This is a genomic window from Rhizobium sp. IY2, assembly GCF_047532935.1.
Taxonomy (GTDB): Bacteria; Pseudomonadota; Alphaproteobacteria; order Rhizobiales; family Rhizobiaceae; genus Rhizobium; species Rhizobium anhuiense.
The window spans coordinates 58,571-79,365 of record NZ_JBLKNU010000003.1 but is presented as its reverse complement, the minus strand read 5'-3'; the positions used below and the strand labels follow the sequence as shown (position 1 = coordinate 79,365).

Annotated in this window: 26 protein-coding genes; 19 read left to right on the top strand and 7 right to left on the bottom strand. The window is 61.8% G+C overall.

The window, feature by feature from the left end; all coding sequences use genetic code 11:
• Positions 1-38: 38 nt before the first annotated feature.
• The 6 genes from iolD (at position 39) to ACMUVN_RS13995 (ending at position 5,338) form a co-directional block, all read left to right on the top strand.
• The gene (gene iolD, locus ACMUVN_RS14020) at positions 39-1,889 is read left to right on the top strand and encodes a 3D-(3,5/4)-trihydroxycyclohexane-1,2-dione acylhydrolase (decyclizing) (protein ID WP_414815192.1); all 1,851 of its coding nucleotides are present in this window, start codon (positions 39-41) and stop codon (positions 1,887-1,889) included.
• Positions 1,890-1,955: 66 nt separating this feature from the next.
• Positions 1,956-2,873 carry a myo-inosose-2 dehydratase gene (gene iolE, locus ACMUVN_RS14015; RefSeq protein ID WP_063474230.1) on the top strand — a complete coding sequence of 306 codons (918 nt, stop codon included), beginning with the start codon at positions 1,956-1,958 and terminating at the stop codon, positions 2,871-2,873.
• Between the two features lie 203 nt (positions 2,874-3,076).
• On the top strand, positions 3,077-3,874 hold the full coding sequence (iolB, locus tag ACMUVN_RS14010; protein WP_097623046.1) for a 5-deoxy-glucuronate isomerase: 798 nt from the start codon (positions 3,077-3,079) through the stop codon (positions 3,872-3,874).
• A gap of 89 nt (positions 3,875-3,963) precedes the next feature.
• Positions 3,964-4,173, top strand: coding sequence for a DUF1127 domain-containing protein (locus ACMUVN_RS14005; protein WP_063474228.1), 210 nt, complete (start codon positions 3,964-3,966; stop codon positions 4,171-4,173).
• Positions 4,174-4,238: 65 nt separating this feature from the next.
• A complete protein-coding gene (locus ACMUVN_RS14000) occupies positions 4,239-5,075 on the top strand; it encodes a helix-turn-helix transcriptional regulator (RefSeq protein WP_028755931.1) in 837 nt (278 codons plus the stop codon).
• Positions 5,076-5,176: 101 nt separating this feature from the next.
• The gene (locus tag ACMUVN_RS13995; protein ID WP_164735939.1) at positions 5,177-5,338 is read left to right on the top strand and encodes a hypothetical protein; all 162 of its coding nucleotides are present in this window, start codon (positions 5,177-5,179) and stop codon (positions 5,336-5,338) included.
• Positions 5,339-5,428: 90 nt separating this feature from the next.
• Here the strand turns inward: ACMUVN_RS13995 and ACMUVN_RS13990 are convergent, their stop codons facing one another.
• Both ACMUVN_RS13990 and ACMUVN_RS13985 read right to left on the bottom strand, forming a co-directional pair.
• Positions 5,429-6,796 (bottom strand): MATE family efflux transporter, encoded by a 1,368-nt coding sequence (locus ACMUVN_RS13990; RefSeq protein ID WP_414815191.1) that lies wholly within the window; start codon positions 6,794-6,796, stop codon positions 5,429-5,431.
• A gap of 87 nt (positions 6,797-6,883) precedes the next feature.
• Positions 6,884-7,321: a glyoxalase superfamily protein gene (locus tag ACMUVN_RS13985; protein WP_047616216.1), complete on the bottom strand. Its 438-nt coding sequence runs from the start codon at positions 7,319-7,321 to the stop codon at positions 6,884-6,886.
• 354 nt (positions 7,322-7,675) lie between these two features.
• Between ACMUVN_RS13985 and ACMUVN_RS13980 the strand changes: the two genes are divergently transcribed.
• A complete protein-coding gene (locus ACMUVN_RS13980; RefSeq protein ID WP_127430678.1) occupies positions 7,676-8,008 on the top strand; it encodes a hypothetical protein in 333 nt (110 codons plus the stop codon).
• Here the strand turns inward: ACMUVN_RS13980 and ACMUVN_RS13975 are convergent.
• Positions 7,959-8,210 (bottom strand): hypothetical protein, encoded by a 252-nt coding sequence (locus tag ACMUVN_RS13975; protein ID WP_080759974.1) that lies wholly within the window; start codon positions 8,208-8,210, stop codon positions 7,959-7,961. The genes ACMUVN_RS13980 and ACMUVN_RS13975 overlap by 50 nt on opposite strands.
• A 91-nt stretch (positions 8,211-8,301) precedes the next feature.
• Here ACMUVN_RS13975 and ACMUVN_RS13970 point away from each other — a divergent pair, with 91 nt between their 5' ends.
• Entirely contained in the window at positions 8,302-9,168 is an 867-nt protein-coding gene (locus ACMUVN_RS13970; RefSeq protein ID WP_097542952.1) for a LysR family transcriptional regulator, read from the top strand.
• A gap of 53 nt (positions 9,169-9,221) precedes the next feature.
• Here the strand turns inward: ACMUVN_RS13970 and ACMUVN_RS13965 are convergent, their stop codons facing one another.
• On the bottom strand, positions 9,222-9,668 hold the full coding sequence (locus ACMUVN_RS13965; RefSeq protein ID WP_028755926.1) for a host attachment protein: 447 nt from the start codon (positions 9,666-9,668) through the stop codon (positions 9,222-9,224).
• A gap of 162 nt (positions 9,669-9,830) precedes the next feature.
• Between ACMUVN_RS13965 and ACMUVN_RS13960 the strand changes: the two genes are divergently transcribed.
• The 3 genes from ACMUVN_RS13960 (at position 9,831) to ACMUVN_RS13950 (ending at position 12,075) form a co-directional block, all read left to right on the top strand.
• Positions 9,831-10,232, top strand: coding sequence for a DUF2177 family protein (locus ACMUVN_RS13960; RefSeq protein WP_047616207.1), 402 nt, complete (start codon positions 9,831-9,833; stop codon positions 10,230-10,232).
• A gap of 221 nt (positions 10,233-10,453) precedes the next feature.
• Entirely contained in the window at positions 10,454-10,855 is a 402-nt protein-coding gene (locus tag ACMUVN_RS13955; protein ID WP_028755924.1) for a pilus assembly protein PilZ, read from the top strand.
• Between the two features lie 104 nt (positions 10,856-10,959).
• A complete protein-coding gene (locus ACMUVN_RS13950) occupies positions 10,960-12,075 on the top strand; it encodes a pyridoxal phosphate-dependent aminotransferase (protein ID WP_047616205.1) in 1,116 nt (371 codons plus the stop codon).
• Between the two features lie 135 nt (positions 12,076-12,210).
• Here ACMUVN_RS13950 and ACMUVN_RS13945 read toward each other — a convergent pair whose 3' ends face one another.
• The gene (locus ACMUVN_RS13945) at positions 12,211-12,477 is read right to left on the bottom strand and encodes an SEL1-like repeat protein (protein ID WP_028755922.1); all 267 of its coding nucleotides are present in this window, start codon (positions 12,475-12,477) and stop codon (positions 12,211-12,213) included.
• A 447-nt stretch (positions 12,478-12,924) separates the two neighbouring features.
• Here ACMUVN_RS13945 and ACMUVN_RS13940 point away from each other — a divergent pair, with 447 nt between their 5' ends.
• The 3 genes from ACMUVN_RS13940 to ACMUVN_RS13930 all read left to right on the top strand — a co-directional run bounded on the left by ACMUVN_RS13940 (position 12,925) and on the right by ACMUVN_RS13930 (position 15,380).
• Positions 12,925-13,263 (top strand): DUF2147 domain-containing protein, encoded by a 339-nt coding sequence (locus tag ACMUVN_RS13940; protein ID WP_028755921.1) that lies wholly within the window; start codon positions 12,925-12,927, stop codon positions 13,261-13,263.
• A 259-nt stretch (positions 13,264-13,522) separates the two neighbouring features.
• A complete protein-coding gene (locus ACMUVN_RS13935; RefSeq protein ID WP_028755920.1) occupies positions 13,523-13,702 on the top strand; it encodes a hypothetical protein in 180 nt (59 codons plus the stop codon).
• A 172-nt stretch (positions 13,703-13,874) separates the two neighbouring features.
• Positions 13,875-15,380: an AMP nucleosidase gene (locus ACMUVN_RS13930; protein WP_028827834.1), complete on the top strand. Its 1,506-nt coding sequence runs from the start codon at positions 13,875-13,877 to the stop codon at positions 15,378-15,380.
• Between the two features lie 4 nt (positions 15,381-15,384).
• Here the strand turns inward: ACMUVN_RS13930 and ACMUVN_RS13925 are convergent, their stop codons facing one another.
• Positions 15,385-15,600, bottom strand: coding sequence for a hypothetical protein (locus tag ACMUVN_RS13925; RefSeq protein ID WP_244604802.1), 216 nt, complete (start codon positions 15,598-15,600; stop codon positions 15,385-15,387).
• Between the two features lie 154 nt (positions 15,601-15,754).
• On the opposite strand from ACMUVN_RS13925, the gene ACMUVN_RS13920 reads away from it, so the two are divergent.
• The 4 genes from ACMUVN_RS13920 to ACMUVN_RS13905 are packed head-to-tail and all read left to right on the top strand — an operon-like array spanning position 15,755 to position 18,094.
• Complete coding sequence (locus ACMUVN_RS13920) at positions 15,755-16,111, top strand: YciI family protein (RefSeq protein WP_028755917.1); 357 nt, start codon at positions 15,755-15,757, stop codon at positions 16,109-16,111.
• Between the two features lie 10 nt (positions 16,112-16,121).
• Complete coding sequence (locus ACMUVN_RS13915) at positions 16,122-16,481, top strand: YciI family protein (RefSeq protein ID WP_028755916.1); 360 nt, start codon at positions 16,122-16,124, stop codon at positions 16,479-16,481.
• Positions 16,482-16,483: 2 nt separating this feature from the next.
• Positions 16,484-16,843, top strand: coding sequence for a YciI family protein (locus tag ACMUVN_RS13910; RefSeq protein ID WP_028755915.1), 360 nt, complete (start codon positions 16,484-16,486; stop codon positions 16,841-16,843).
• Positions 16,844-16,852: 9 nt separating this feature from the next.
• Positions 16,853-18,094, top strand: coding sequence for an RNA polymerase sigma factor (locus tag ACMUVN_RS13905; protein ID WP_414815190.1), 1,242 nt, complete (start codon positions 16,853-16,855; stop codon positions 18,092-18,094).
• Here ACMUVN_RS13905 and ACMUVN_RS13900 read toward each other — a convergent pair.
• Complete coding sequence (locus ACMUVN_RS13900) at positions 18,062-19,024, bottom strand: lysylphosphatidylglycerol synthase domain-containing protein (protein WP_414815267.1); 963 nt, start codon at positions 19,022-19,024, stop codon at positions 18,062-18,064. The two genes, ACMUVN_RS13905 and ACMUVN_RS13900, sit on opposite strands and share 33 nt — an antisense overlap.
• Positions 19,025-19,204: 180 nt before the next feature.
• Between ACMUVN_RS13900 and ACMUVN_RS13895 the strand changes: the two genes are divergently transcribed.
• A complete protein-coding gene (locus tag ACMUVN_RS13895; RefSeq protein ID WP_414815189.1) occupies positions 19,205-20,698 on the top strand; it encodes an ArnT family glycosyltransferase in 1,494 nt (497 codons plus the stop codon).
• Positions 20,699-20,795: the final 97 nt, after the last annotated feature.

Here is a 20,795-nt window from a genome sequence, read left to right as displayed (position 1 = left end):
AAGGAAAAAACGTGAAAGAAAGATTGCGGGAGGACCCGATGGGCAAGACGATACGGTTGACGATGGCGCAGGCCGTCGCGCATTTCCTCAAGAAGCAGATGACGATCGTCGACGGCAAGAAGGTGCAGATCTTCGGCGGCGTCTGGGCGATCTTCGGTCACGGCAACGTCGCCGGCATCGGCGAGGCGCTCTATCAGGTGCGCGGCGAATTGACGACCTATCGCGCCCACAACGAACAGGGCATGGCGCATGCCGCGATCGCCTATGCCAAGGCGAATTTCCGCACGCGCTTCATGGCCTGCACGACCTCGATCGGCCCCGGCGCACTGAACATGGTGACGGCCGCGGGCGTCGCGCATGTCAATCGTATTCCCGTTCTCTTCCTGCCGGGCGACGTCTTTGCCAACCGTGCGCCGGATCCGGTGCTGCAGCAGATCGAGGATTTCGGCGATGGCACGGTTTCGGCCAATGATGCGTTCCGTCCAGTTTCGCGCTATTTCGACCGCATCACCCGGCCCGAGCAGATCATCACGGCGCTGAAGCGCGCCATGCAGGTCCTGACCGACCCCCTGGATTGCGGCCCGGTGACATTGTCGCTCTGCCAGGACGTTCAGGCGGAAGCCTATGATTATCCGGAAAGCCTGTTCGATGAAAAGGTCTGGACAACCCGCCGGCCGCAGCCGGATGCGGACGAGCTGGCAAATGCCATTGCGCTGATCAAGGCGTCGCGGAAGCCGGTGATCGTTGCCGGCGGCGGCGTGCTTTATTCGCAGGCGACGCAGGAGCTTGCCGCTTTTGCCGAAGCCCACGGCCTTCCCGTCGTCGTCACCCAGGCCGGCAAGTCATCGATCAACGAGACCCATCCGCTGGCGCTCGGCTCGGTCGGCGTCACCGGCACCTCGGCAGCAAATGCGATCGCGGAAGAGACGGACCTCGTCATCGCCGTTGGCACCCGCTGCCAGGATTTCACCACCGGCTCCTGGGCGCTGTTCAAGAACGACAGCCTCAAGATGGTCGGCCTCAATATCGCCGCCTATGACGCGGTGAAGCACGATAGCCATCCGCTGGTGGCCGATGCCCGCGAAGGGCTGAAGGCGCTTTCGGCAGGGCTTTCCGGCTGGAAGGCGCCGGCAGCACTCGTGGAGAAGGCGGCCGCGGAGAAGAAGGTCTGGATAGAGGCTGCGGCCAGGGCGATGGCCACGAGCAATGCCGCCCTGCCCTCCGATGCGCAGGTGATCGGCGCGGTGGCACGCACGATCGGCGGCGAGAATACGACGGTTCTTTGCGCTGCAGGCGGCCTTCCCGGCGAATTGCACAAGCTCTGGCCGGCGACCGCGCCTGGCAGCTATCATATGGAATACGGCTTCTCCTGCATGGGCTATGAGATTGCCGGCGGTCTCGGCGCCAAGATGGCGCATCCCGAACGGGATGTCGTCGTCATGGTCGGCGACGGCTCCTACATGATGATGAATTCCGAGATCGCCACGTCGGTCATGCTCGGCCTCAAGCTCAACATCGTCGTGCTCGACAATCGCGGTTATGGCTGCATCAACCGATTGCAGATGGGCACCGGCGGCGCCAACTTCAACAATCTGCTGAAGGACTCCTATCACGAGGTGATGCCGGAGATCGATTTCCGCGCGCATGCCGAAAGCATGGGCGCCATCGCCGTCAAGGTCGGTTCCATCGCGGAACTCGAGCAGGCGATCATCGATTCGAAGACGAACGACCGCACCTCGGTCTTCCTCATCGACACCGATCCGCTCATTACCACGGAAGCCGGCGGCCATTGGTGGGATGTCGTGGTGCCTGAGGTCAGTCCTCGCGAACAGGTCAACGAAGCGCGCAAGGGCTATGTCGAAGCACGCGCCGCCCAGCGCATCGGCTGATCGACTGCTGTCATTTTTTCGGAAGAGCGTCCCGGCTCTTCCGCAATACTTTTAAGGAGAATGTTGATGAAGGCCAAACTCGGCATGTCGCCCATCGCGTGGTGGAACGACGATCTTCCTGAGCTCAGCGACGATGTGTCCCTCGAGGAATGCCTGCGGCAATCGCGCAGCGCCGGTTTCACCGGCATGGAACAAGGCCGCCGTTTCCCCAGCAATCCGGAAGAAATGCTCCCGATTCTGCGCGCCGCCGACGTGACGCTATGCGGCGGCTGGTTTTCCGGCACGCTTGTCAATGAGGAGCTTGCCGCCAACAAGGACCGCATCGCGCCGATGATTGCGCTGTTCAAGGCGGTCAATGCGCCTTGCATCGTTTATGGCGAAGTCGGCCGCTCCATCCAGGGCGATCGCTCCAAGCCGCTCGCCACCAAGCCGCGCCTCTCCGATGACGAGATGAAGGCCTATGCGCGGCGCGTCACGGAATTCGGGGAATGGTGCGCCGAGCAGGGCATGCCGCTTTCCTATCATCACCACATGGCGGCCGTGGTCGAAACCGAGCCGGAACTCGACGCCTTCATGCGCTCTTCGGGTGAAGGCATTCCGCTGCTGCTCGATGCCGGGCATCTCGCCTTTGCCGGCGGCGACGTGCTGCGCGCCATCGACAATCACCACGCCCGCATCAACCATGTTCACGTCAAGGACATCCGCAAGCCCGTGGTCGATGGGCTGGACCGCAGCCGGCAGTCCTTCCTCGATGCGGTGGCGCTCGGCGCCTTCACGGTGCCCGGCGACGGTTCGCTCGATTTCGGCGCCATCGTCCAGCGGCTGGCCGATCACGGCTATGAAGGCTGGTTCGTCGTCGAGGCCGAACAGGATCCGCGCAAGGCGCCGCCGCAGAAAATGGCCGAGATCGGCCATGCCGAATTGATGCGCGTCATGACCGCCGCGGGTTACACCGTGGAAACGGAAGGCTTTCCGAAGGGATAACCGAAAAGAAAGCCCTCTCCGCCAGGGGCGGCTGAATAGCATCGTCAGGGCAAGAAGCGCCCTCATCCGCCCTTCGGGCACCTTCTCCCCCAGGGGAGAAGGGCGAACAAGGTAGGTGCGGCATATCCCTTCTCCCCTCGCGGAGAAGGTGGCGGCAGCCGGATGAGGGGGCCGCATCCGTCAATTTACGAGGAGAAATACCAATGCCAAACCTCAAGGTGAAACCGTCCGGCGCGCATGGCCGCGTCACCCATGTCACTCCGGAAAATGCCGGCTGGACCTATGTCGGCTTCGATCTGCATCGGCTGAAGCCGGGCGAGACTGTTTCGGGAGAGACGGGCGATCGCGAAGTCTGCCTCGTCTGGGTGACCGGCAAGGGCAAGGCATCGGCCGGCACCAAGGATTTCGGCACGCTCGGCGGCCGTATGAGCCCGTTCGAAGGCGCGCCGCATGCGCTCTACATCCCGATGGAATCGACATGGTCGGTGACGGCCGAGACCGATCTGGAGCTTGCCGTCTGCTCGGCGCCCGGCGGCGGCACCTATGAGGCAAAGGCCATCCCGCCCGGCACGCATCCGCAGGCGACGCGCGGCAAGGGTACGAATGTGCGCTACGTCAACAATATCATGCCGGAAGACGACAGCTCGGCGCATTCGCTGCTCGTCGTCGAGGTGATCACGCCGGGCGGCCATACCTCCTCCTATCCGCCGCACAAGCACGACCAGGACGACCTGCCGAACGAGAGCTTCCTGGAAGAGACCTATTACCACCGCCTCAACCCGCCGCAGGGCTTCGGTTTCCAGCGCGTCTATACCGACGACCGCTCGCTCGACGAGGCGATGGCGATCGAGGACGGCGACGTGACGCTGGTACCGAAGGGCTATCATCCCTGCGCGGCTACCCACGGCTACGATCTCTATTACCTCAACGTCATGGCCGGGCCGAAGCGGATCTGGAAATTCCACAATGCCGCCGAGCATGAGTGGTTACTGAAGGCGTGAAGGCTGATTCAGATCGCTAAATAATCTGACAGCGCGAAATCGCCGCTGATGGTTCACTGCCTCCATCCAAACACGGATGGAGGATCACCATGCATAGTTCGAATTCCACAATCTCGGCCCGCAATATGCGGCCCGGCTTGTTCCTTGCCATCATCACCGCAGCACACTGGCTGGCGCGCAAGATGAACGAACGGCGCAACTGCAATGCGCTGATGGAGCTGTCCGACGAGCAGCTGAAGGATATCGGCCTTTCCAGGGGGCAGACCGAAAGCGACGTCCATGTCTACAGTCGCTACTGAAACTTGAGCGTGATATTGTGCCGGCAGGTCGCCTCACCGGCGACCTGCCTGACCCGGAACATGCCATGTCGCAGTTTTCAACAGCACCGCTCCTGAAAACGAAGACGGTCACCATTCGTGACATCGTCTGCAATGGCGAATGCCGCCACAAGAGCGACGAGGAATGCGCCCACAGGACGAGCCTCGTCTATCCCTATCGCGGCGTATTCATGCGGCATGTCGGCCGCAACGACACGGTGGCCGAAGCCAATCAGGTCGTGTTCTTCAATGCCGGCCAGGGATATCGGATCAGCCACCCCATCGAGGGCGGCGATGCTTGCATCGATCTGGCGATCGACGAATCCATGCTCGAAGAACTCACGCCGAAGGATCAGGTGCAGCCCGGCCAGGCGTTTTCCTTCCGCCGTCAGCGCCGGCGGATCGATCCGCGGGCGCAGGCGCTGGTCGCGCTCCTGCGTCATGGTCTGCGCCGCAACGTCGCCGAAACGCTGGAGGCGGAGATACTGGCGCTGACGCTGGTGCGCCGCTCGCTCGGCGAGCGCACATCGCACGCAGCGGGCGCCAGCGCCGGCCGGCAGAAACTTGTCGACCGGGCCAAGCTGGTGCTCTCCTCCGATCTCGCACGACGCTGGACGCTTGCGGAAATCGCCTCGGAAGTCGGCGTGTCGCCGGTTTATCTCACCCAGGTCTTCCAGCAGGTCGAGGCCACACCGCTTTATCGCTACCAGTTGCGGCTGCGGCTTGCCCGGGCGCTCGATCTGCTCGGCCAGTATGAGGATCTGACGGCGCTCGGTCTCGATCTCGGCTTTTCCAGCCACAGCCATTTCAGCGCGTCCTTCAAGCAGTCCTTCGGGCAGACTCCGGCCGAATTCCAGCGCTCGGCGCAACTACGGCTGAGGTAAAAGCCTCCGTAAATCGCTAAAGATTTCGACAGCGGCGATGCGGTCTTCGATGATCTTATGAGCCTGTCCCGATCTGGGGACGATAACCGGAGGATCACCAGATGAAGAAGACCACATGCGCTGCCTGCGACTGCGAACTCGGTCCGGAAACCATCACCGTCAAGCTCGGGGGCAAGACTGTCGAGGTCTGCTGCCAGGAATGCGCCGAGGCGTTGAACGAGGCGGAAGCTGCGACATCGGCCGCTTCGAGCGCCAATGAATGACGGTATCAGATAGAGCCGCCAGTGAACTGACCTCGAGGGTTGATGTTAACCTTCGAGGGTCAATTCACGAGGCGGCACGGCTTTGCCGTATCAGGCGGGCAGAAGCCCATAGCGCCAGCCGCGGCGTTTGGCGTTCTGCGACAGCACCAGGACGGCAAGGATGACCATGCCTGCCTCGGCAAAGACCGGCACCATCCAGATTCCCTGCTCGCCGAAGATGAAGGGAAGCAGGAAGGTGAGCGGCAGGGTCAGCAGATAGGGCCGCGACAGGCCGAAGATCGCGGCGCGCGGCGCATCGCCGATCGATTGGAAATAGGACGACAGGATCAGCATCTGCCCAAAGAGAAAATAGGCGGCGATCGTCCAGGGCAGAATTCGCCTGACCTCGGCTGTTATGGCGGGATCGGCGACGAAGACGGCGCCAAGGCGGCCAGCCAGCAACTCGACGGTAACCTCCACCAAAGTGCAATAGACGAGTGCTGCGAGCATGGCGATCTGCAGGCTGCGGCCGACGCGAAGCCCGAGGCCGGCACCGTGATTGTTGCCGGCGATCGTCTGCAGGGCGATGCTGAGGCCAAGCAGCGGCAGATAGGTGAAGGTCATGATCCGGGTGATGATGCCGTAGGCGGCAATCGTGGCGACATGATCTGCGACGCTCCAGAGCGAGACATTGATCAGAATGGCGGCCGAGGCCAGCGATATGCCGATGAAGCCGAGGCTCATCGGCGCGCCGAAGGCGACGATGCCACGCCATTCGGCAAGTGCTGCTCCAGAGGACGGCCTGAGTGCCGTGGGCCGACGCCAGCGGTAGGCGAGCACGGCTGCAAGACAGACGAATTGCGAGGCGATAGAGCCGGCTGCCGAACCGAGCACGCCCCAATGCATCACCGCCATGAACAGCCAGTTGGCGAAGATGTTGAGCAGCGAGGCCGACAGCGTCACCAGCGTCATGAAGCCGATCTTGCCTTCGCAGCGCAATCCGTCGAGATGCAGTGACAGAAAGAAGCTGACCGGCGCACAGGCGATCATCGCGCCCATGAACAGCGTTGCGCCATCGGTTACGGCGGAATTGCCGGCAGCACCGACACCGATGATCTGCCGGCCCACCGTCCAGTAGACCAGATTGAGGATAAGGGTAACGGCGAGCGCCAGCGCATGCGCGCCGGCAAAGACCCGACGCGCACCATCGCGATTGCCGGCACCCAGCCGGCGGGCGAGGATGCTTGCCATGCCGTTCGAGACGAGCGATTGCAGGGCGATCAGCAGCATCAGCCCCGGGAAAATCAGGCTGACGGCAGAGAGCGCGTCGGGGCCGACATAGGCACCGAGGAAATAGGCGTCGACGACGGTGAACAGGCCGTTGACGGTGGTGATCGCGACGATCGGCGCCGCCGTCTTGATGAAGACGCCCGGCAGCCAGCCGGTGAGGAAGGCATTGCCTTGGGAAAGATCGGTCATGGAGAAATCCGTGTCATATCGGCGAGTCCCGAGCCCGGCTTGTAACCATGCGGATTCGGGCCGCCTCAAAAGAAAGAGAGAAGCAACTTACAGGTCGAGCACCAGATGCGGCAGACCGTTCGAGGTCTTTCTCGGCGACACGCCGTCGGCATCGATCTGCGCGTTCACGCGCCTGCGAAAGGCCGAGAAGCTCTCGAAGGTGACGACATCCACCGGCTCGTCGAAATGGATGGTGATCCTGTGGAGATCGCCGCCCGGCAGGGCCGAAAGCGCCAGAACCTCGCCGGTGAACGGCTGGTTGAGATAACGGCCGCGAATATGCGCGCCGACGAAAAGCGGCGCCTTTGGAGCGGCATTAGGCTTTGCCGCAAGGGCTGCGAGCGTGTTCCAGTCGCGCACGCCGTGCTGGCGGGCGATCATTTCCAGCGCCGCACTGTGGGTCAGCGGAGTGCCGCGATCGTTCATCGCCTGGCGCAGACGCTTGGCCTGAGCCTTCAATTCTTCAATGGCAGGATAGGTCGTCATGGAGTGAGCCTTCACAAGGCATGCTCTTCGACTGCGGATGGGAGCTCGCATTGCCGCCAGTCAGCATGCACAAGGGGCCGTGACCATGATCGCGAGGGCTTCACCATGGATTTTCATCCGCGAGCGGCCGGTGCCTCGAACCGACCCTTGTATGCGGCAAGGACGCAGGCATGTCAAGAATGGCGCATATGCGCTGGGAAATGAGCAAATTTGGAGCAAACCTGCCCGAAATCGGTGCGATTTTCCCGCAGATTTCGCGGACGCATTCAATTCTAACGATGTTCTTCAGCAAGCGTCAGCATTCCTAAGCTAATATCCTGTCCTATACCAGCGGAGGCTAAAAGGGCCTTTCAGATGCACCTCGACACAGAACACTCCAAGCCGGAACGTGCTTACAGGGAATTCAATCTCGACAGGCCGGGCAACATCATCTTCGTCGGCCATCATCTCAGCACCGGAACGCAGGTGCGCTGCCTGATCCGCACGATCACGCTCGCCGGCGCCCTGCTCGAAGTCAGCCCCAACCTGGAAATGCCGAGCCATTTCTTCCTCGAAATCCTCGGCATCCATGACGAGATCGGCTCGACCGTCGTCAAGCGCGAAGGCGAATTGGTGACGATCAGCTTCAACATGCTGCTCAATCCGGAATTCCTGCACCACGTGCTGCGGCTGAGTTTCGAAAGCTGAGGCCTTTGGCGATCCGCGAAGCATCGCGGCGCATCGCCTTTGTTTCGGCGCCCCGCCGCGCAGCGAGACGCGCGATGATCGGAACGACCCAGAGAAATCCGCGCCATTCCGGCCTATCAAGCGGATCGGCAAAGCGATCGCGGCGGATCCGGCGATTGCGGGTTTCGACTTCCTTAAAGAGAGTAACCCAGTTGAGATCCATTGCTTCGTCCTCCATCTATTGGCTCGTGCACTTGAGCTAAGCCTTCGCGCCCATCCGATGTAGAGGCGTGGGGGAAAGGGGGTTTTCATCCATGAAAGATGCCAGCTGGGACGACCTGCAGCTTTTCTTCCATGTCGCGACCGGCGGCGGGCTTTCGGCGGCGGCTCAGCGCACCGGGCTCAGCGCCCCGACCATCGGCCGGCGCATGCTGGCGCTCGAACGGGTGACGGGCCGCTCGCTGTTCAGCCGCGGCCCCACCGGTTATCTGCTCGCCAAGGATGGGCAGGAACTGCTCGATCGCGTCCGGCTGATGCAGGATGCCGCGCGTGCGATCTCGGACTGGCGCGGTGAGGTGCTGACACTACCGATCGTCTCGACGGCCGCCGACAGCTGGACCTTGCGCTTCATCGCCGATCATCTGGCCAGCGTCTGGACGCCGAAGGACAGCTTCCGCATGTGCTACAAAACCTCAGATGCGAGTGTCGATTTCACCTATCGGCAAGCGCATATCGCCGTTGGCCACAGCCGGCCGGAGAGCGGCAACGTCGCGATCCGCCGTTCGGTCAAGGTGGCACATGCGGCCTATCAGGCGGCAGATTATGACGAGGCCAATTGCAACTGGATCTCGCTCGGCACCGATACCGCCATCACGCCGGCCGACAAATGGACTTTCGAACAGCCGGATTACTGGATCACCAGCTGGACGAACACGCCGCATATGCTGTTTCACCTGATCCGCGGCGGTGCCGGCCGTGGCGTGCTTCCCTGTTTTATCGGCGATCAGGAGCGCAGGCTCGTCCGCGCCGGGCCTGTGATCGACGAGCTGACGTATGAGATGTGGATTGTTGCGCATGATGACGAGCGGCAACGGCCGGAGGTCAGGATCGTCATCGACCGCCTGGCGGCGCTCTTTGCCGATCGTGAAGAGCTGTTTGCTGGGCGGATGCCGTTGGTATAACGCGAAAACGCGGGCCTCTCGACCCGCGTTTCCTCAAGTTACTGCGAACGGACTCAGGCCGCGAGATGCCGCTCGATCTCGTCGACCGGCATATTGGTATAGTCCTTCGCCAATTCCGCGGAGATCGCTGCCTGCGTATCGGCGCTGAGGGCCGGCCGCAACGCGCCGAGCGCCTTCGGCGGCGCAACGAGGATGATGCGGCGGGCATCCTTTTCCTGCGCCAATTCGTCCAGCCTTTCGGCCAGTTGTTTCAGAAACTGGGCTTCGGCCTGATCCTGCCAGTTGGTCTCCTCGACGGCGCTGCCGCTGAAGCCGTTGGCGGCATGGCTGCGGCCGGGCTTATCGGCGCCAATCTCGCGATCGGGCGCGCTCGGCTGCGTCAGGGTTTCCAGCACCTTCAGGTTCATCAGTTGGGCATCGCCGGCATTCTGCATGATCAGAGCCTTGGCTCCATTGCAGACCACGACCCATGATTTCCAAGGGACTTTGACATCAGTCATCTTCAATTCCTCACTGTCGTCATTCGAAGCGCGCCATGCTTCATCGATCAAGGCAGAACGCCTGGCTATTGAAAGAGTTCGGGAAAATTGCACCGAAATCGAACGGGCAGCGATCCGGCCGGCCTTTGCTGCGTAAAAAGGGCCAAGTTCGGGAGACTGACGATGAAGACATCACTGCTCGCCTATGCCGGCGCCGTTCTCACCCTTCTCGCCTGCGACGGAATCTGGCTCGGCCTCATCGCTCGCAATTTTTATCGCGACCAGCTGGGCGCGCTGATGCTGCCCTCGCCCAATCTTGCGATCGCCGCCCTGTTCTACCTGCTCTTTGCCGCGGCAGTGGTCGTGCTCGCCGTGCTGCCGGCGCTGTCGACAGGCTCGATCGTCACCGCATTTCTCCACGGTGCCATTCTGGGACTGGCGGCCTATGGCACCTATGACATCACCAATCTTGCCACGCTTCGCAACTGGCCAGTCGTCATGAGCCTGGTCGACATGGCCTGGGGCACGGCTCTGACGGCGCTGACCGCCGCCGGCGGATATCTTGCCGTCAGATTTCTGGGCTGAAACCGGAAAACCGCGTCCCGATAATGAACATGAAGGCGTCCCGCTTGGGAACAAAGTTTGAACTCGTTAAAATTGTAATTTTATATTTGACGAATGTGCAAAACATTCATGTGACGTTGGTTGGGATCAAGACCAGTTGCTCGATCAAGCCAGCCTGAATGAGATCAAGGTCAGCTTGATTGAAATTAACCCCAATGCGTCCTGACTGACGGAGAATGTGAATGACTATGCTCCGCGCTACACACCTTGCCACGGTCAAGTCCGCCGTCTACGACCAGCGCTGGGAAGAATTCATCGTCAAACGGCCAGCCCGCATCGTCGCCGTCCGGCCGTGCCTGACGGGCGTCTCGATGCGAAGCGCCGAGATCATCGATATATCCCAAGGCGGCGCCACCTTCATCGTCTCGACCACGGCCGGCCTGCCGAAGCATTATTATCTCAACATTCTCGGCCTCGCCTATCGCATCGGCTGCGCCGAGGTCTATCGCCACAAGGAACGCATCGGCGTCCGGTTCATCAACATCATGGACCCCGAGGTTCTGCGCCGCGTCGTGCGCACCGATTTCCTCGTCGGCAACATGGAAGCGATCGCCGCCCGACGTGCGCCGATCTTCAGGGCGTGAACCGTCCCATAACAGGCTTGTTGCAGAAATAATCTTGCTTGCGTTGGCCGTGCCCGGGCCTATTGTTTCGTCAATTGTCAATATGCTCGGGAACCCGCTTTCGCATGTCCGCCTTTTCGCGCTTCACCCCCCTTGCCAGCGCCCTGCCCTCCACAGTTCCCTTTGTCGGCCCCGAGGCGATCGAACGCCAGCGCGGACTTGCCGTTTCGGCACGCATCGGCGCCAATGAGAACGGCTTCGGCCCAGCCGCTTCCGTGTTTGCCGCGATGCGCGAAGAGGCCGGCAATATCTGGAAATACAATGATCCGGAGAATTTCGCGCTCAGGGAAGCGCTTGCCGCCCATCTCGGCGTCTCGGCCGCCAACATCGCCATCGGCAGCGGCATCGACGAATTGCTCGGCCAGATCGTCCGGCTGGTGATCGAACCGGGCGCGCCCGTCGTCACCTCGCTCGGCGCCTATCCGACCTTCAATTTCCACGTCGCCGGTTTCGGCGGCCGGCTGGTGACCGTTCCCTACGCCAACGACCGCGAGGACCTCGACGGCCTGCTCGATGCCGTGAAGCGGGAGAATGCGCCGCTCGTCTATTTTGCCAATCCCGACAATCCGATGGGAAGCTGGTGGGATGCCAAGAGCATCGTCGCTTTCGCCCGGGCGCTGCCCGAGACGACGCTGATGGTGCTCGACGAGGCCTATAGCGAGACGGGGCCGGCAGGGTCGCTGCCGTCGATCTCCTCGCTGATCGAGCTGCCGAACGTCGTTCGCACCCGCACCTTCTCCAAGGCCTACGGACTTGCCGGCGCACGCATCGGCTATGTGATCTCGACGCCAGGCACGGCGCAGGCCTTCGACAAAATCCGCAATCATTTCGGCATGAACCGGCTGGCGACGGCAGCAGCGCTGGCCGCCCTCAAGGACCAGGCCTATCTCGTCGAGGTGGTCGGGAAAATCCATGCGGCGCGGGAGCGGATCGGCGCTATCGCCCGGGCGAACGGTCTCGAGCCCCTGCCCTCGGCGACCAATTTCGTGGCGATCGACGCCGGACGCGACGGCGTTTATGCCCGCGCGATCGTCGACGGGCTGATGGAGCATGGCGTCTTCATCCGCATGCCTGGCGTGGCGCCGCTCAATCGCTGCATTCGCATCAGCGTCGGGCCGGAGGCGGATATGGCGCTCCTCGAAAACGCGCTGCCGCAGGTGCTGAAAAAGATCGGCCGATAAGGGCAAGAACCGCGGCCGGTGGAGGATCCGGTCGCGGTTCCCTTCTCCCGGCGTCGGCCCCGTCCAAAGCGCCCCGCCAGCTCCCTCTTTCCGAGGTTGTTATATCGTTCCTACCGAATTGCCGGCAGGTGGGTGTCAGTGAACCGTCATCCACTCGCGGGCGGCGCGCAGCGCTGCCACGAGCTGCATCTTGTCCATGGCGGCGGCCACGTCGGCACGAAGCTCGGCGGCGCGATCGTTGCCCTTGATGGCAGCGATGTTCAGCCATTTGTGGGCGGCGACGAGATCGACTTCACAGCCGCGGCCGGTCGCATACATCAGACCCATTTCGCAGAAGACATCGGCGTTGTTGTCGCCACCCATGGTGGCCGTTTCAGCATTGTGCATTTCAAAGCGTGCCATCGGTTTTATCCCTGTTAGCCTGTTTATGACTTACCCTGTTTTACCTCCGGGCCTTGCCGTCTATCGCGGCTTGGCGGCCCTTCCGGTCCGGCGGGTTTGCCCCGCTCGTTTGATGGCTTCACTATGCCGAACGGCCTTCAAAAAACGCCTAAAATGCATGATTAATTCTAGACAAACAAAGTGCAAATGCTTGGTAAATTTGGGTTTTTGTTAAACATCAGATTCCTTGCGAATTAAGGATTTTCGCGCCAATTTTACGAAAGATTCAGATTTGAAAATAAAGGGATCGTTCATCATGAAATCAGCAGGCGATATCTTTGCAAGCTCGCCGCATGGCTTTTTTCTCCGGTTTTTCACTCGATCCGCAGAACAACGATCGGGCTTATTTACCTTTACGTTCGCGTTAGTTATTTTCGCGGCCGATCAAGGGACATCATGGAGGAAAAGATGATCCGCAGCTTCGTTCTCGCCGGCACTATTGCAATGATCGCGGGTATCGCGCATGCCGAGGAGCCGATCGTCGGCAGCTGGAAGACGGCCGCCGGCGATACGGCGGTGATCGCATCCTGCGGCGGCAGTTATTGCGTGACGCTGAAGACCGGCAAATATGCCGGCCGGAAGATCGGCACGCTTGCGGGAACCGGCGGCAGCTATGCCGGCGAGATCACCGACCCGGCGGCCGAAAAGACCTATAGCGGTTCGGGCAAGATTTCCGGCAATTCGCTGAGGATGCAGGGCTGCGTGATGAAGATCCTTTGCAAGTCGCAGACCTGGACGCGGCTCTGAACCATAGACAACTCATCCCAATTATAGAAGCATGCCGGCACACCGGCATGCTTCTATGCTCTTTACCGCCCCATTTGGTAAGCCGTCCGGCGATGGCCGAAGGGGGCGATCCGCCCGACGAACCCTTATAAATCCTCTCCGCACCCCTCCCGAGCCTGCCCGGCAAGCTGAACGGTGGATGAACCGGCATCTCAGCACTCGTTCAGCCGCGGCATGGCAAAACTCTTGTCACGATAGAGTTGCGATCGGGGGCAAGGCAATGGACCTCTATATTCTGGCAAGACGCTTTAGCATCATCACGCTGTTTGCGGCGATCTTCGCGGTCACATTTTCGGCGGTCGTGGTGCACGAAGGCGGTGGCGGTGCCCAGTCGCATTTCGGGGCGAGCTATACCTGCCTGGAGAGAAACGGCACCTTCTGCGCGCCTGCGGTGCGCTGACCAATGCGCATCGTACGACGCGCTTTAAATCTTTGATTTACGCATGTCGTTGTCCCAATACCGCTGCGCAGTTTTGGGCGACAGGCATCCGCACCAGACGCGGAAGAGGATAAAAAATCGGAATCCGCCGGCGCGTCGTTTGCTTGTCAAAAACAACTCTCTATAATGCGTCATGAACAAACGAATCTCCCCTTTGTCGCCCCTCGACACATCCTCTCCACCCCCTTTCCAGCCTGAGAGTTTCGATGATCCCGCCAAGGCGGTCGAGGCGCTGACGGCGCTTTACGAGCGCAATACGGCGTTTCTGATCCAGAACTTCAGCGAACTCGCACAGGGCGCACCGATTTCCTCGCGCTACCGCGCTTTTTATCCGCAGGTCAGCATCGAGACGACAAGCTTCGGCCATGTCGATTCGCGGCTTTCCTATGGTCATGTCACGGCGCCCGGCATCTATACGACGACAGTCACCCGGCCGAAGCTCTTCAAGCATTACCTGAAGGAGCAGCTGGCGTTGCTGATGAAGAGCCACAATGTTCCTGTCATCGTCTCGGAATCGACGACGCCGATCCCCTTGCACTTCGCCTTCGGCGAGGGTGCGCATGTGGAAGCATCGACCAACGCCTTCATCGACGTTCCGATGCGCGATATCTTCGACACGCCCGATCTCAACACCACCGACGACGAGATCGCCAACGGCGAATATATCCCGCCGCCGGGAGAGCCCTCGCCGCTTGCGCCGTTTACCGCGCAACGCATCGACTATTCGCTCGCCCGGCTGTCGCATTATACGGCGACGCATGCCGAGCATTTCCAGAATTTCGTGCTGTTTACGAACTACCAGTTCTATATCGACGAATTCTGCGGCTGGGCGCGCAAGCTGATGGCCGAGGGCGGCGGCGATGGCTATACCGCCTTCGTCGAGCCCGGCAATGTCGTCACCCTGCCCGGCTCGAACGCGCCGGAAACGGATGCGGCGCTTACCCGCCTGCCGCAGATGCCGGCCTACCATCTGAAGAAGAAGGGCCATGCCGGGATTACCATGATCAATATCGGCGTCGGCCCCTCCAACGCCAAGACGATCACTGACCACGTCGCCGTGCTGCGCCCGCATGCCTGGCTGATGCTCGGCCACTGCGCCGGTCTTCGCAACAGCCAGCGGCTCGGCGATTATGTTCTCGCCCATGCCTATATGCGCGAGGACCATGTTCTCGACGACGACCTGCCGGTCTGGGTGCCGATCCCGGCGCTGGCCGAAGTCCAGGTGGCGCTGGAAGCGGCCGTTGCCGAAATCACCGGCTATGAAGGTTTCGAGCTGAAGCGCATTATGCGCACCGGCACGGTCGGCACGATCGATAACCGCAACTGGGAACTGCGTGACCAGCGCGGGCCGGTGAAGCGGCTCTCCCAGGCGCGCGCCATCGCGCTCGATATGGAATCGGCGACGATCGCCGCCAACGGCTTCCGCTTCCGCGTGCCCTATGGCACGCTGCTCTGCGTCTCCGACAAGCCGCTGCACGGCGAATTGAAGCTGCCAGGCATGGCGACGGCCTTCTACCGGACGCAGGTCAACCAGCATCTGCAGATCGGCATCCGCGCCGTCCAGAAGCTGGCCGCCATGCCGAAGGAAGCGCTGCATTCACGTAAGCTGCGCAGCTTCTTCGAAACGGCCTTCCAATAGGCCGTCACCTGCCTGTCACAACAGACGCCGAGCCGTCCGCTAGCATCTGCGGCCTGCCCGCGGCAAGGTTCAGCCCTGAAATCAGCAGGGTGAAGGCGGCGATGACGAAAGCGATGCGCAGAAGAGCCTTCAGCGCGTCGGCATCGTCCAGCCCCAATTGACGCTTCTCGCGGCGGCGTGCCCAGATCTGGCTTGCCAGGGCGATTTCAAGAATGCTCATTGTCGTTCTCCTCGACAGGTTTCGATGAAGCCTTGTCGAGCGCTGCCTTGCGATTTCGACAGCCGGCCGGAACAAAGATTTTTTCCGCCGCTGTCGAATTGCGTGGAGCTCGGTCGTCCAGGGTTATTGAATACTCACAAGGAGGCTGCCTGCGATGAAATATCTCTGTCAGGTCTGGTTCGATGGCGGTGTGCTCGACGCCATGACGAAAGAGGAGAAGGCCGAACTCGACACCAATTCCCTGGCCTATGACAAGGACCTTGCCGAAAGCGGGCATATGATTGTCGCGCAGGCGCTGCAGCCGCCGACATCGGCGGTGACCGTGCGGGTGCGGGGCGGCGAGATGTCGGTGACGGACGGTCCCTTCGCCGAGACGAAGGAGGCGCTCGGCGGCTTTATCCTGATCGAGGCAAAGGATCTCAACGAGGCGATCCGCATCGCCGCCGGCATTCCGCTCGCCAGGCTCGGTGCGATCGAAGTGCGGCCAATCCACGAATTCGGAGCTAAATGAGGAGAGACCGATGAAATTTCTATGCCAGATCTGGTTCGACACGGAAAAAAGCAAGCTGGTCCCTCAGACCGAATGGGATGCGCTCACACAGGAGTGCATCACCAGCGACAATCGCTGGCGCGAGAGCGGTCATCTGCAGGTGGCGCTCGCCTTGCATGAACCGTCAACGGCGATCACGGTCCGCCTGCGCAATGGCGAGGCCTTTGCGACCGATGGCCCATTTGCCGAAATCAAAGAGCACCTCGGCGGTTTTGTGCTGATCGAAGCCGAGAACATCGAGGAGGCGAAGACGATCGTGTCGAGTTTTCCGATCCTCAAATATTGCTCAATCGAAGTGCGCCCGACTTACTCCATCCAGGATGGGAAATAGCCATGCGCTACATCTGCCTGATTTATAACAGTGCCGACACCGACGGCAGGCTGACCGCGGCGGAAACCGATGAACTCGTCAAAGCGCATTTCGCCTTCGACGAGGAGCTGCGCCGCGACGGCATCATGATCCATGCCGATGCGCTTGAGATGCCTGATAAGGCGACCGTGCTGCGTGTTCGAAACAACAGCCTGTCAGCTACCGACGGCCCCTATGTCGAAACCAAGGAGCATCTGGCCGGCTTCTACGTCATCGAGGCGCCTGACATGGTGAAAGCCAGGGAGATTGCCGGGCGGATCCCGTCGGCACGTTTCGGCGCGGTCGAACTGAGGCCCGTGCGAATGCTGACCCTGCCGGACTGAGGTGGCCCGTTGGAACGCGTGATCGAGGAGATCTATCGAACGCAGTCGCGCCGGGTGCTGGCGACGCTGATCCGCCTGCTCGGCGATTTCGACCGGGCGGAGGAAGCGCTGCACGACGCCTTCGCTGCGGCCGCCCGGACATGGCCGACGGACGGCATTCCCGGCAATCCCTTCGCCTGGCTCGTTTCGACGGGACGCTTCAAGGCGATCGACACGATCCGGCGGCGGGCGCGTTTCGATGCTTCGCAGCATCACATCGAAGACGGCCTCTACTCCCCCGACGCAACGGAGATCGGCGACATGGAACCGATCGAGGACGATATGCTGCGGCTGATCTTCACCTGCTGCCATCCGCTAATTCCGGCCGATGCGCAGATGGCGATGGCACTCAGAGAAATCTGCGGACTGACCACCGAAGAGATCGCCCATGCCTTCCTCATTCCGGCGCCGACGGTGGCGCAGCGGATCGTGCGCGCCAAGGGCAAGATCCGGGCGGCGAAGATCCCCTACGAGGTGCCGGGCCGCGAAGCGCTGCCGCCGCGGCTCGACCGGGTGCTGCACGTCATCTACCTCGTCTTCAACGAGGGCTATTCCGCCTCTTCGGGCGAAGACGTGGTCCGCGCCGACCTGACCGCAGAGGCGATACGTCTGGCGCGGCTGCTTCTGGCGCTGCTGCCGCATCCCGACGTCTCCGGCCTGCTGGCTTTGATGCTGCTGCAGGACTCCCGCCGCGCCGCCCGCCGCGGCGAAGAGGGATCGCTGGTGCTGCTTGCCGATCAGGACCGTTCGCTCTGGGATCATGCGAAGATTAGGGAAGGCCTGGCGCTGCTCACCGAGGCGATGCGGGCGGGAGAGATCGGCACCTATACGCTGCAGGCGGCGATCGCCGCCGAGCATGCCAGGGCGCCCGCTGCCGAAGACACCGACTGGCGGCGGATCGCCTTTTATTACGATCTGCTTCTGGCAGCCCAGCCCTCCCCGATCGTCGAGCTCAACCGCGCCGTGGCGATCGCGATGGCGGACGGGCCGGCAAAGGGGCTGGAACTGATCGATGCCATTCTGGCCCGCCGGGAGCTGCAGGCCTATCACCTCGCCCATTCGGCGCGCGCCGATTTCCTGCGCCGTCTCGGCCGGAGACAAGAGGCGATCGCCGCCTATGAAACGGCGCTGTCGCTCTGCCGGCAGGAGCCGGAGCAGGCGTTTCTGAGAAAACGGATTTCAGAGCTTGCCGCGGCGTCCGAGCGGCAGTGAGATCGCCGTGCCGGTGAGCGCCGAGACGATGATCAGCAGGTGGGCATTGATGCTCGCCTGCGCCAGCGCGGCCAGAGCCATCCGCTCGCTCGAGGCACCGAGAGCGATGGCGCCGGCGGTGATGCCGGCCGGATAGGTGCCGACGCCGCCCGGCGCATGCATCGGCAACACGGAGGAGAGCTCGCCGCCGAGCGCGCCACCGAAGCTTGCCGCCATCGGCGACACGCCCATCAGGCCGAGAGCCCAGGCAAGCACCATCACCTTCACCAGCCAGTTGACGATGGTCATCGCCCAGGCGCGCGCAAAGGTCACGGCATCGAGCGGCAAACCGTTTTCGATCTCGGCGACGAATTTCTGCGCCTTATTGGGCAGCAGCCGGGCGGCGAGGCGCAGCAGCGGCTTGCGGGCGGCAAAGGCTGCGACCGGCAACAGCAGAAAGGCGGTCCAGAGCGACCAGGCAACAGCCGCATTGGCGGCGGCGACGGCAAAGCCGATGCCAGCGGCGGCCAGAAGCGCGTGCAGGTCGAGCAGCCGCATGACGAAGAGCGCCGAGGTTCCGCGCGTCAGCGGAATGCCGAATTCGGTGCGCATCAGCAGCGGAAAGCTGGTCTCGCCGGTGCGGAAGGGCAGCATGATGTTCAAGAGGTTGTGGATCTGCGTGACGCGGAAGAGGACGGCGAACCGGCCGGCCGTTTCCTTTGGAAAATAATCATAGATGCGCCAGGTGCGCAGGAAATAGGTGCTCGTCAAAAGCACGAGCGCGCCGATCACCGGACCTGCGCCGACATCGGCCCATTGCCTGATGATGACGGGCCACCCCCAGAACCATTGGATGAAGAGCGCATAGGCTGCGACGATGACGACCGTCAGAATGGTCATGCGATTGCGCATAAACCAGGATTGCCGGCTTTCAACGATCGAGCTCTTCATGTAGTAGGCATTCCTCGCTTGGGTCGGCATGGGACCGGTCCCGTCGCCAGGCCTTTTAAGAGAAATGCAGGTTGCGCACAACGGCGGAGTTGATGGCGATGGAGGCGAAGGCGCCTTCCCGCCGACGATCCGGGCGCTGACCGGTATATGATACGCCTTGCCGGCTTGACGTGGAGATCGATGTTGGAGCGGATTACCAGAAGCATTACGAGCGCCAGCATGTTTCTGGCAGTCTATTTCCTGCTGAACATCGCGCTGCGCATCGCCTTGCCTCATACGCTCGATCTCGACGAGGCGGAGCAATCCTTCTACTCACAATACCTGCTTGCCGGCTATGGCCCGCAGCCGCCTTTCTATAACTGGATACAATATGCCATCGTTTCGGTGACCGGCATATCGATGTGGGTGCTGTCGGTGCCGAAGAACATCATTCTCTTCGGCTGCTATCTGTTCTACGGGCTTGCAGCCCGCGAGGTGCTAAAGGGCCGCTCGCTCGCAGCCGTCGCCATGCTGAGCCTGATCACTCTGCCGCAAGTGGGTTTGATGGCGCAGCGCGAATTGACGCATACCGTCGCGCTGCTGTTTGCAACCTCGCTTTTCCTCTTCGGCTTTTTCCGCACACTGCGCCAGCCGACGATCGGGAGCTACCTGATCATCGGCATCGCCACCGGCATCGGGCTGATCTCGAAATATAATTTCGCCATCCTGCCGGCTGCCGCCCTGATCGCCGTGCTGCCGGACCGGAAATGGCGCGGCCGTCTGATCGACTGGCGTTTGCTGCCGGCGGTCGTCCTCGCCATTCTGATCGTGCTGCCGCATGCGCTCTGGCTGCCTGACAATCTCGCCAGCGCCTCTGCGCCGACACTGGAGCGGATGACCGCCGAAGACCTGGCCCCCGCCGGCCTGCCGCGCATCGGACAGGGGTTGCTGTCTCTCGTCATCGCCGTCCTCGGCTTCGTCGCATTGCCGATCGTTCTCCTCGCGGCCGCCTTCCGGCGCGATTTGTTTCGCGCGCTCTCCTCGTCCAGCCCGATGATCCGGGTGATCGAGCGGATGATGGTCATCAGCCTGGTCGCCTTCGTCGGCGTGGTCCTCTTTGCCGGCGCCAGTGATATCCACGAGCGCTGGCTCGACCCGTGCCTGCTCGTCCTGCCGCTTTATCTGTTCCTGAAACTGGAAACCGCCGATCTCGATCTTTCTGCCGGCCTCGCCCGCTTCCGGCCCGTGGTGCCGGTCTTCATGGTCGTCATCCTGTCGATCCTTCTTTTCCGGATCGTCGGCATTCAATACATCGGCACTTACACGAGAACGAACGTGCCCTTCTCCGGTTACGTCGCTGAATTGACCGCGACCCGCAAGCCGGTTCTGATCGTGGCGGGGACGAAGTTCGTGGCCGGCAATCTGAGGCTGGCCTTTCCCGATGTTCCCGTCGTGATACCGTTCTTCCCGGGTGCCGGGGTTCCCGAATATGCGACGGCGAAGGGGCCGGTGCTGGTAATCTGGCGCGGCGAGACCGCAGACGACCCGACAATTGCCCCCGGTTTCGCCCGCGATCTCGTCAAATCGGGCATTCATCTGCAAGAGTTGAACACGCTGACGCTGCCCTATCTCTTCGGTGACGGCAAACGTAGCTTCTCCATCGGTTACTCCTGGGTGGAGGGAGGCGCGAAATAGCGCCCCGGCAGCGCAGCCGATTGCTGGGAAACCGCCATTGCCGCTGGCAACCGGCGGACACTTCATGTAGTAGCCTTCCGCAAGCGCGGCGGCAGCA

Bases quoted from the DNA above. Each gene is read 5' to 3' on its own strand.
- iolD (WP_414815192.1), top strand. From the start codon at position 39: ATGGGCAAGACGATACGGTTGACGATGGCGCAGGCCGTCGCGCATTTC.
- iolE (WP_063474230.1), top strand. From the start codon at position 1,956: ATGAAGGCCAAACTCGGCATGTCGCCCATCGCGTGGTGGAACGACGAT.
- iolB (WP_097623046.1), top strand. From the start codon at position 3,077: ATGCCAAACCTCAAGGTGAAACCGTCCGGCGCGCATGGCCGCGTCACC.
- ACMUVN_RS14005 (WP_063474228.1), top strand. From the start codon at position 3,964: ATGCATAGTTCGAATTCCACAATCTCGGCCCGCAATATGCGGCCCGGC.
- ACMUVN_RS14000 (WP_028755931.1), top strand. From the start codon at position 4,239: ATGTCGCAGTTTTCAACAGCACCGCTCCTGAAAACGAAGACGGTCACC.
- ACMUVN_RS13995 (WP_164735939.1), top strand. From the start codon at position 5,177: ATGAAGAAGACCACATGCGCTGCCTGCGACTGCGAACTCGGTCCGGAA.
- ACMUVN_RS13990 (WP_414815191.1), bottom strand. From the start codon at position 6,796: ATGACCGATCTTTCCCAAGGCAATGCCTTCCTCACCGGCTGGCTGCCG.
- ACMUVN_RS13985 (WP_047616216.1), bottom strand. From the start codon at position 7,321: ATGACGACCTATCCTGCCATTGAAGAATTGAAGGCTCAGGCCAAGCGT.
- ACMUVN_RS13980 (WP_127430678.1), top strand. From the start codon at position 7,676: ATGCACCTCGACACAGAACACTCCAAGCCGGAACGTGCTTACAGGGAA.
- ACMUVN_RS13975 (WP_080759974.1), bottom strand. From the start codon at position 8,210: ATGGATCTCAACTGGGTTACTCTCTTTAAGGAAGTCGAAACCCGCAAT.
- ACMUVN_RS13970 (WP_097542952.1), top strand. From the start codon at position 8,302: ATGAAAGATGCCAGCTGGGACGACCTGCAGCTTTTCTTCCATGTCGCG.
- ACMUVN_RS13965 (WP_028755926.1), bottom strand. From the start codon at position 9,668: ATGACTGATGTCAAAGTCCCTTGGAAATCATGGGTCGTGGTCTGCAAT.
- ACMUVN_RS13960 (WP_047616207.1), top strand. From the start codon at position 9,831: ATGAAGACATCACTGCTCGCCTATGCCGGCGCCGTTCTCACCCTTCTC.
- ACMUVN_RS13955 (WP_028755924.1), top strand. From the start codon at position 10,454: ATGACTATGCTCCGCGCTACACACCTTGCCACGGTCAAGTCCGCCGTC.
- ACMUVN_RS13950 (WP_047616205.1), top strand. From the start codon at position 10,960: ATGTCCGCCTTTTCGCGCTTCACCCCCCTTGCCAGCGCCCTGCCCTCC.
- ACMUVN_RS13945 (WP_028755922.1), bottom strand. From the start codon at position 12,477: ATGGCACGCTTTGAAATGCACAATGCTGAAACGGCCACCATGGGTGGC.
- ACMUVN_RS13940 (WP_028755921.1), top strand. From the start codon at position 12,925: ATGATCCGCAGCTTCGTTCTCGCCGGCACTATTGCAATGATCGCGGGT.
- ACMUVN_RS13935 (WP_028755920.1), top strand. From the start codon at position 13,523: ATGGACCTCTATATTCTGGCAAGACGCTTTAGCATCATCACGCTGTTT.
- ACMUVN_RS13930 (WP_028827834.1), top strand. From the start codon at position 13,875: ATGAACAAACGAATCTCCCCTTTGTCGCCCCTCGACACATCCTCTCCA.
- ACMUVN_RS13925 (WP_244604802.1), bottom strand. From the start codon at position 15,600: ATGAGCATTCTTGAAATCGCCCTGGCAAGCCAGATCTGGGCACGCCGC.
- ACMUVN_RS13920 (WP_028755917.1), top strand. From the start codon at position 15,755: ATGAAATATCTCTGTCAGGTCTGGTTCGATGGCGGTGTGCTCGACGCC.
- ACMUVN_RS13915 (WP_028755916.1), top strand. From the start codon at position 16,122: ATGAAATTTCTATGCCAGATCTGGTTCGACACGGAAAAAAGCAAGCTG.
- ACMUVN_RS13910 (WP_028755915.1), top strand. From the start codon at position 16,484: ATGCGCTACATCTGCCTGATTTATAACAGTGCCGACACCGACGGCAGG.
- ACMUVN_RS13900 (WP_414815267.1), bottom strand. From the start codon at position 19,024: ATGAAGAGCTCGATCGTTGAAAGCCGGCAATCCTGGTTTATGCGCAAT.
- ACMUVN_RS13895 (WP_414815189.1), top strand. From the start codon at position 19,205: ATGTTGGAGCGGATTACCAGAAGCATTACGAGCGCCAGCATGTTTCTG.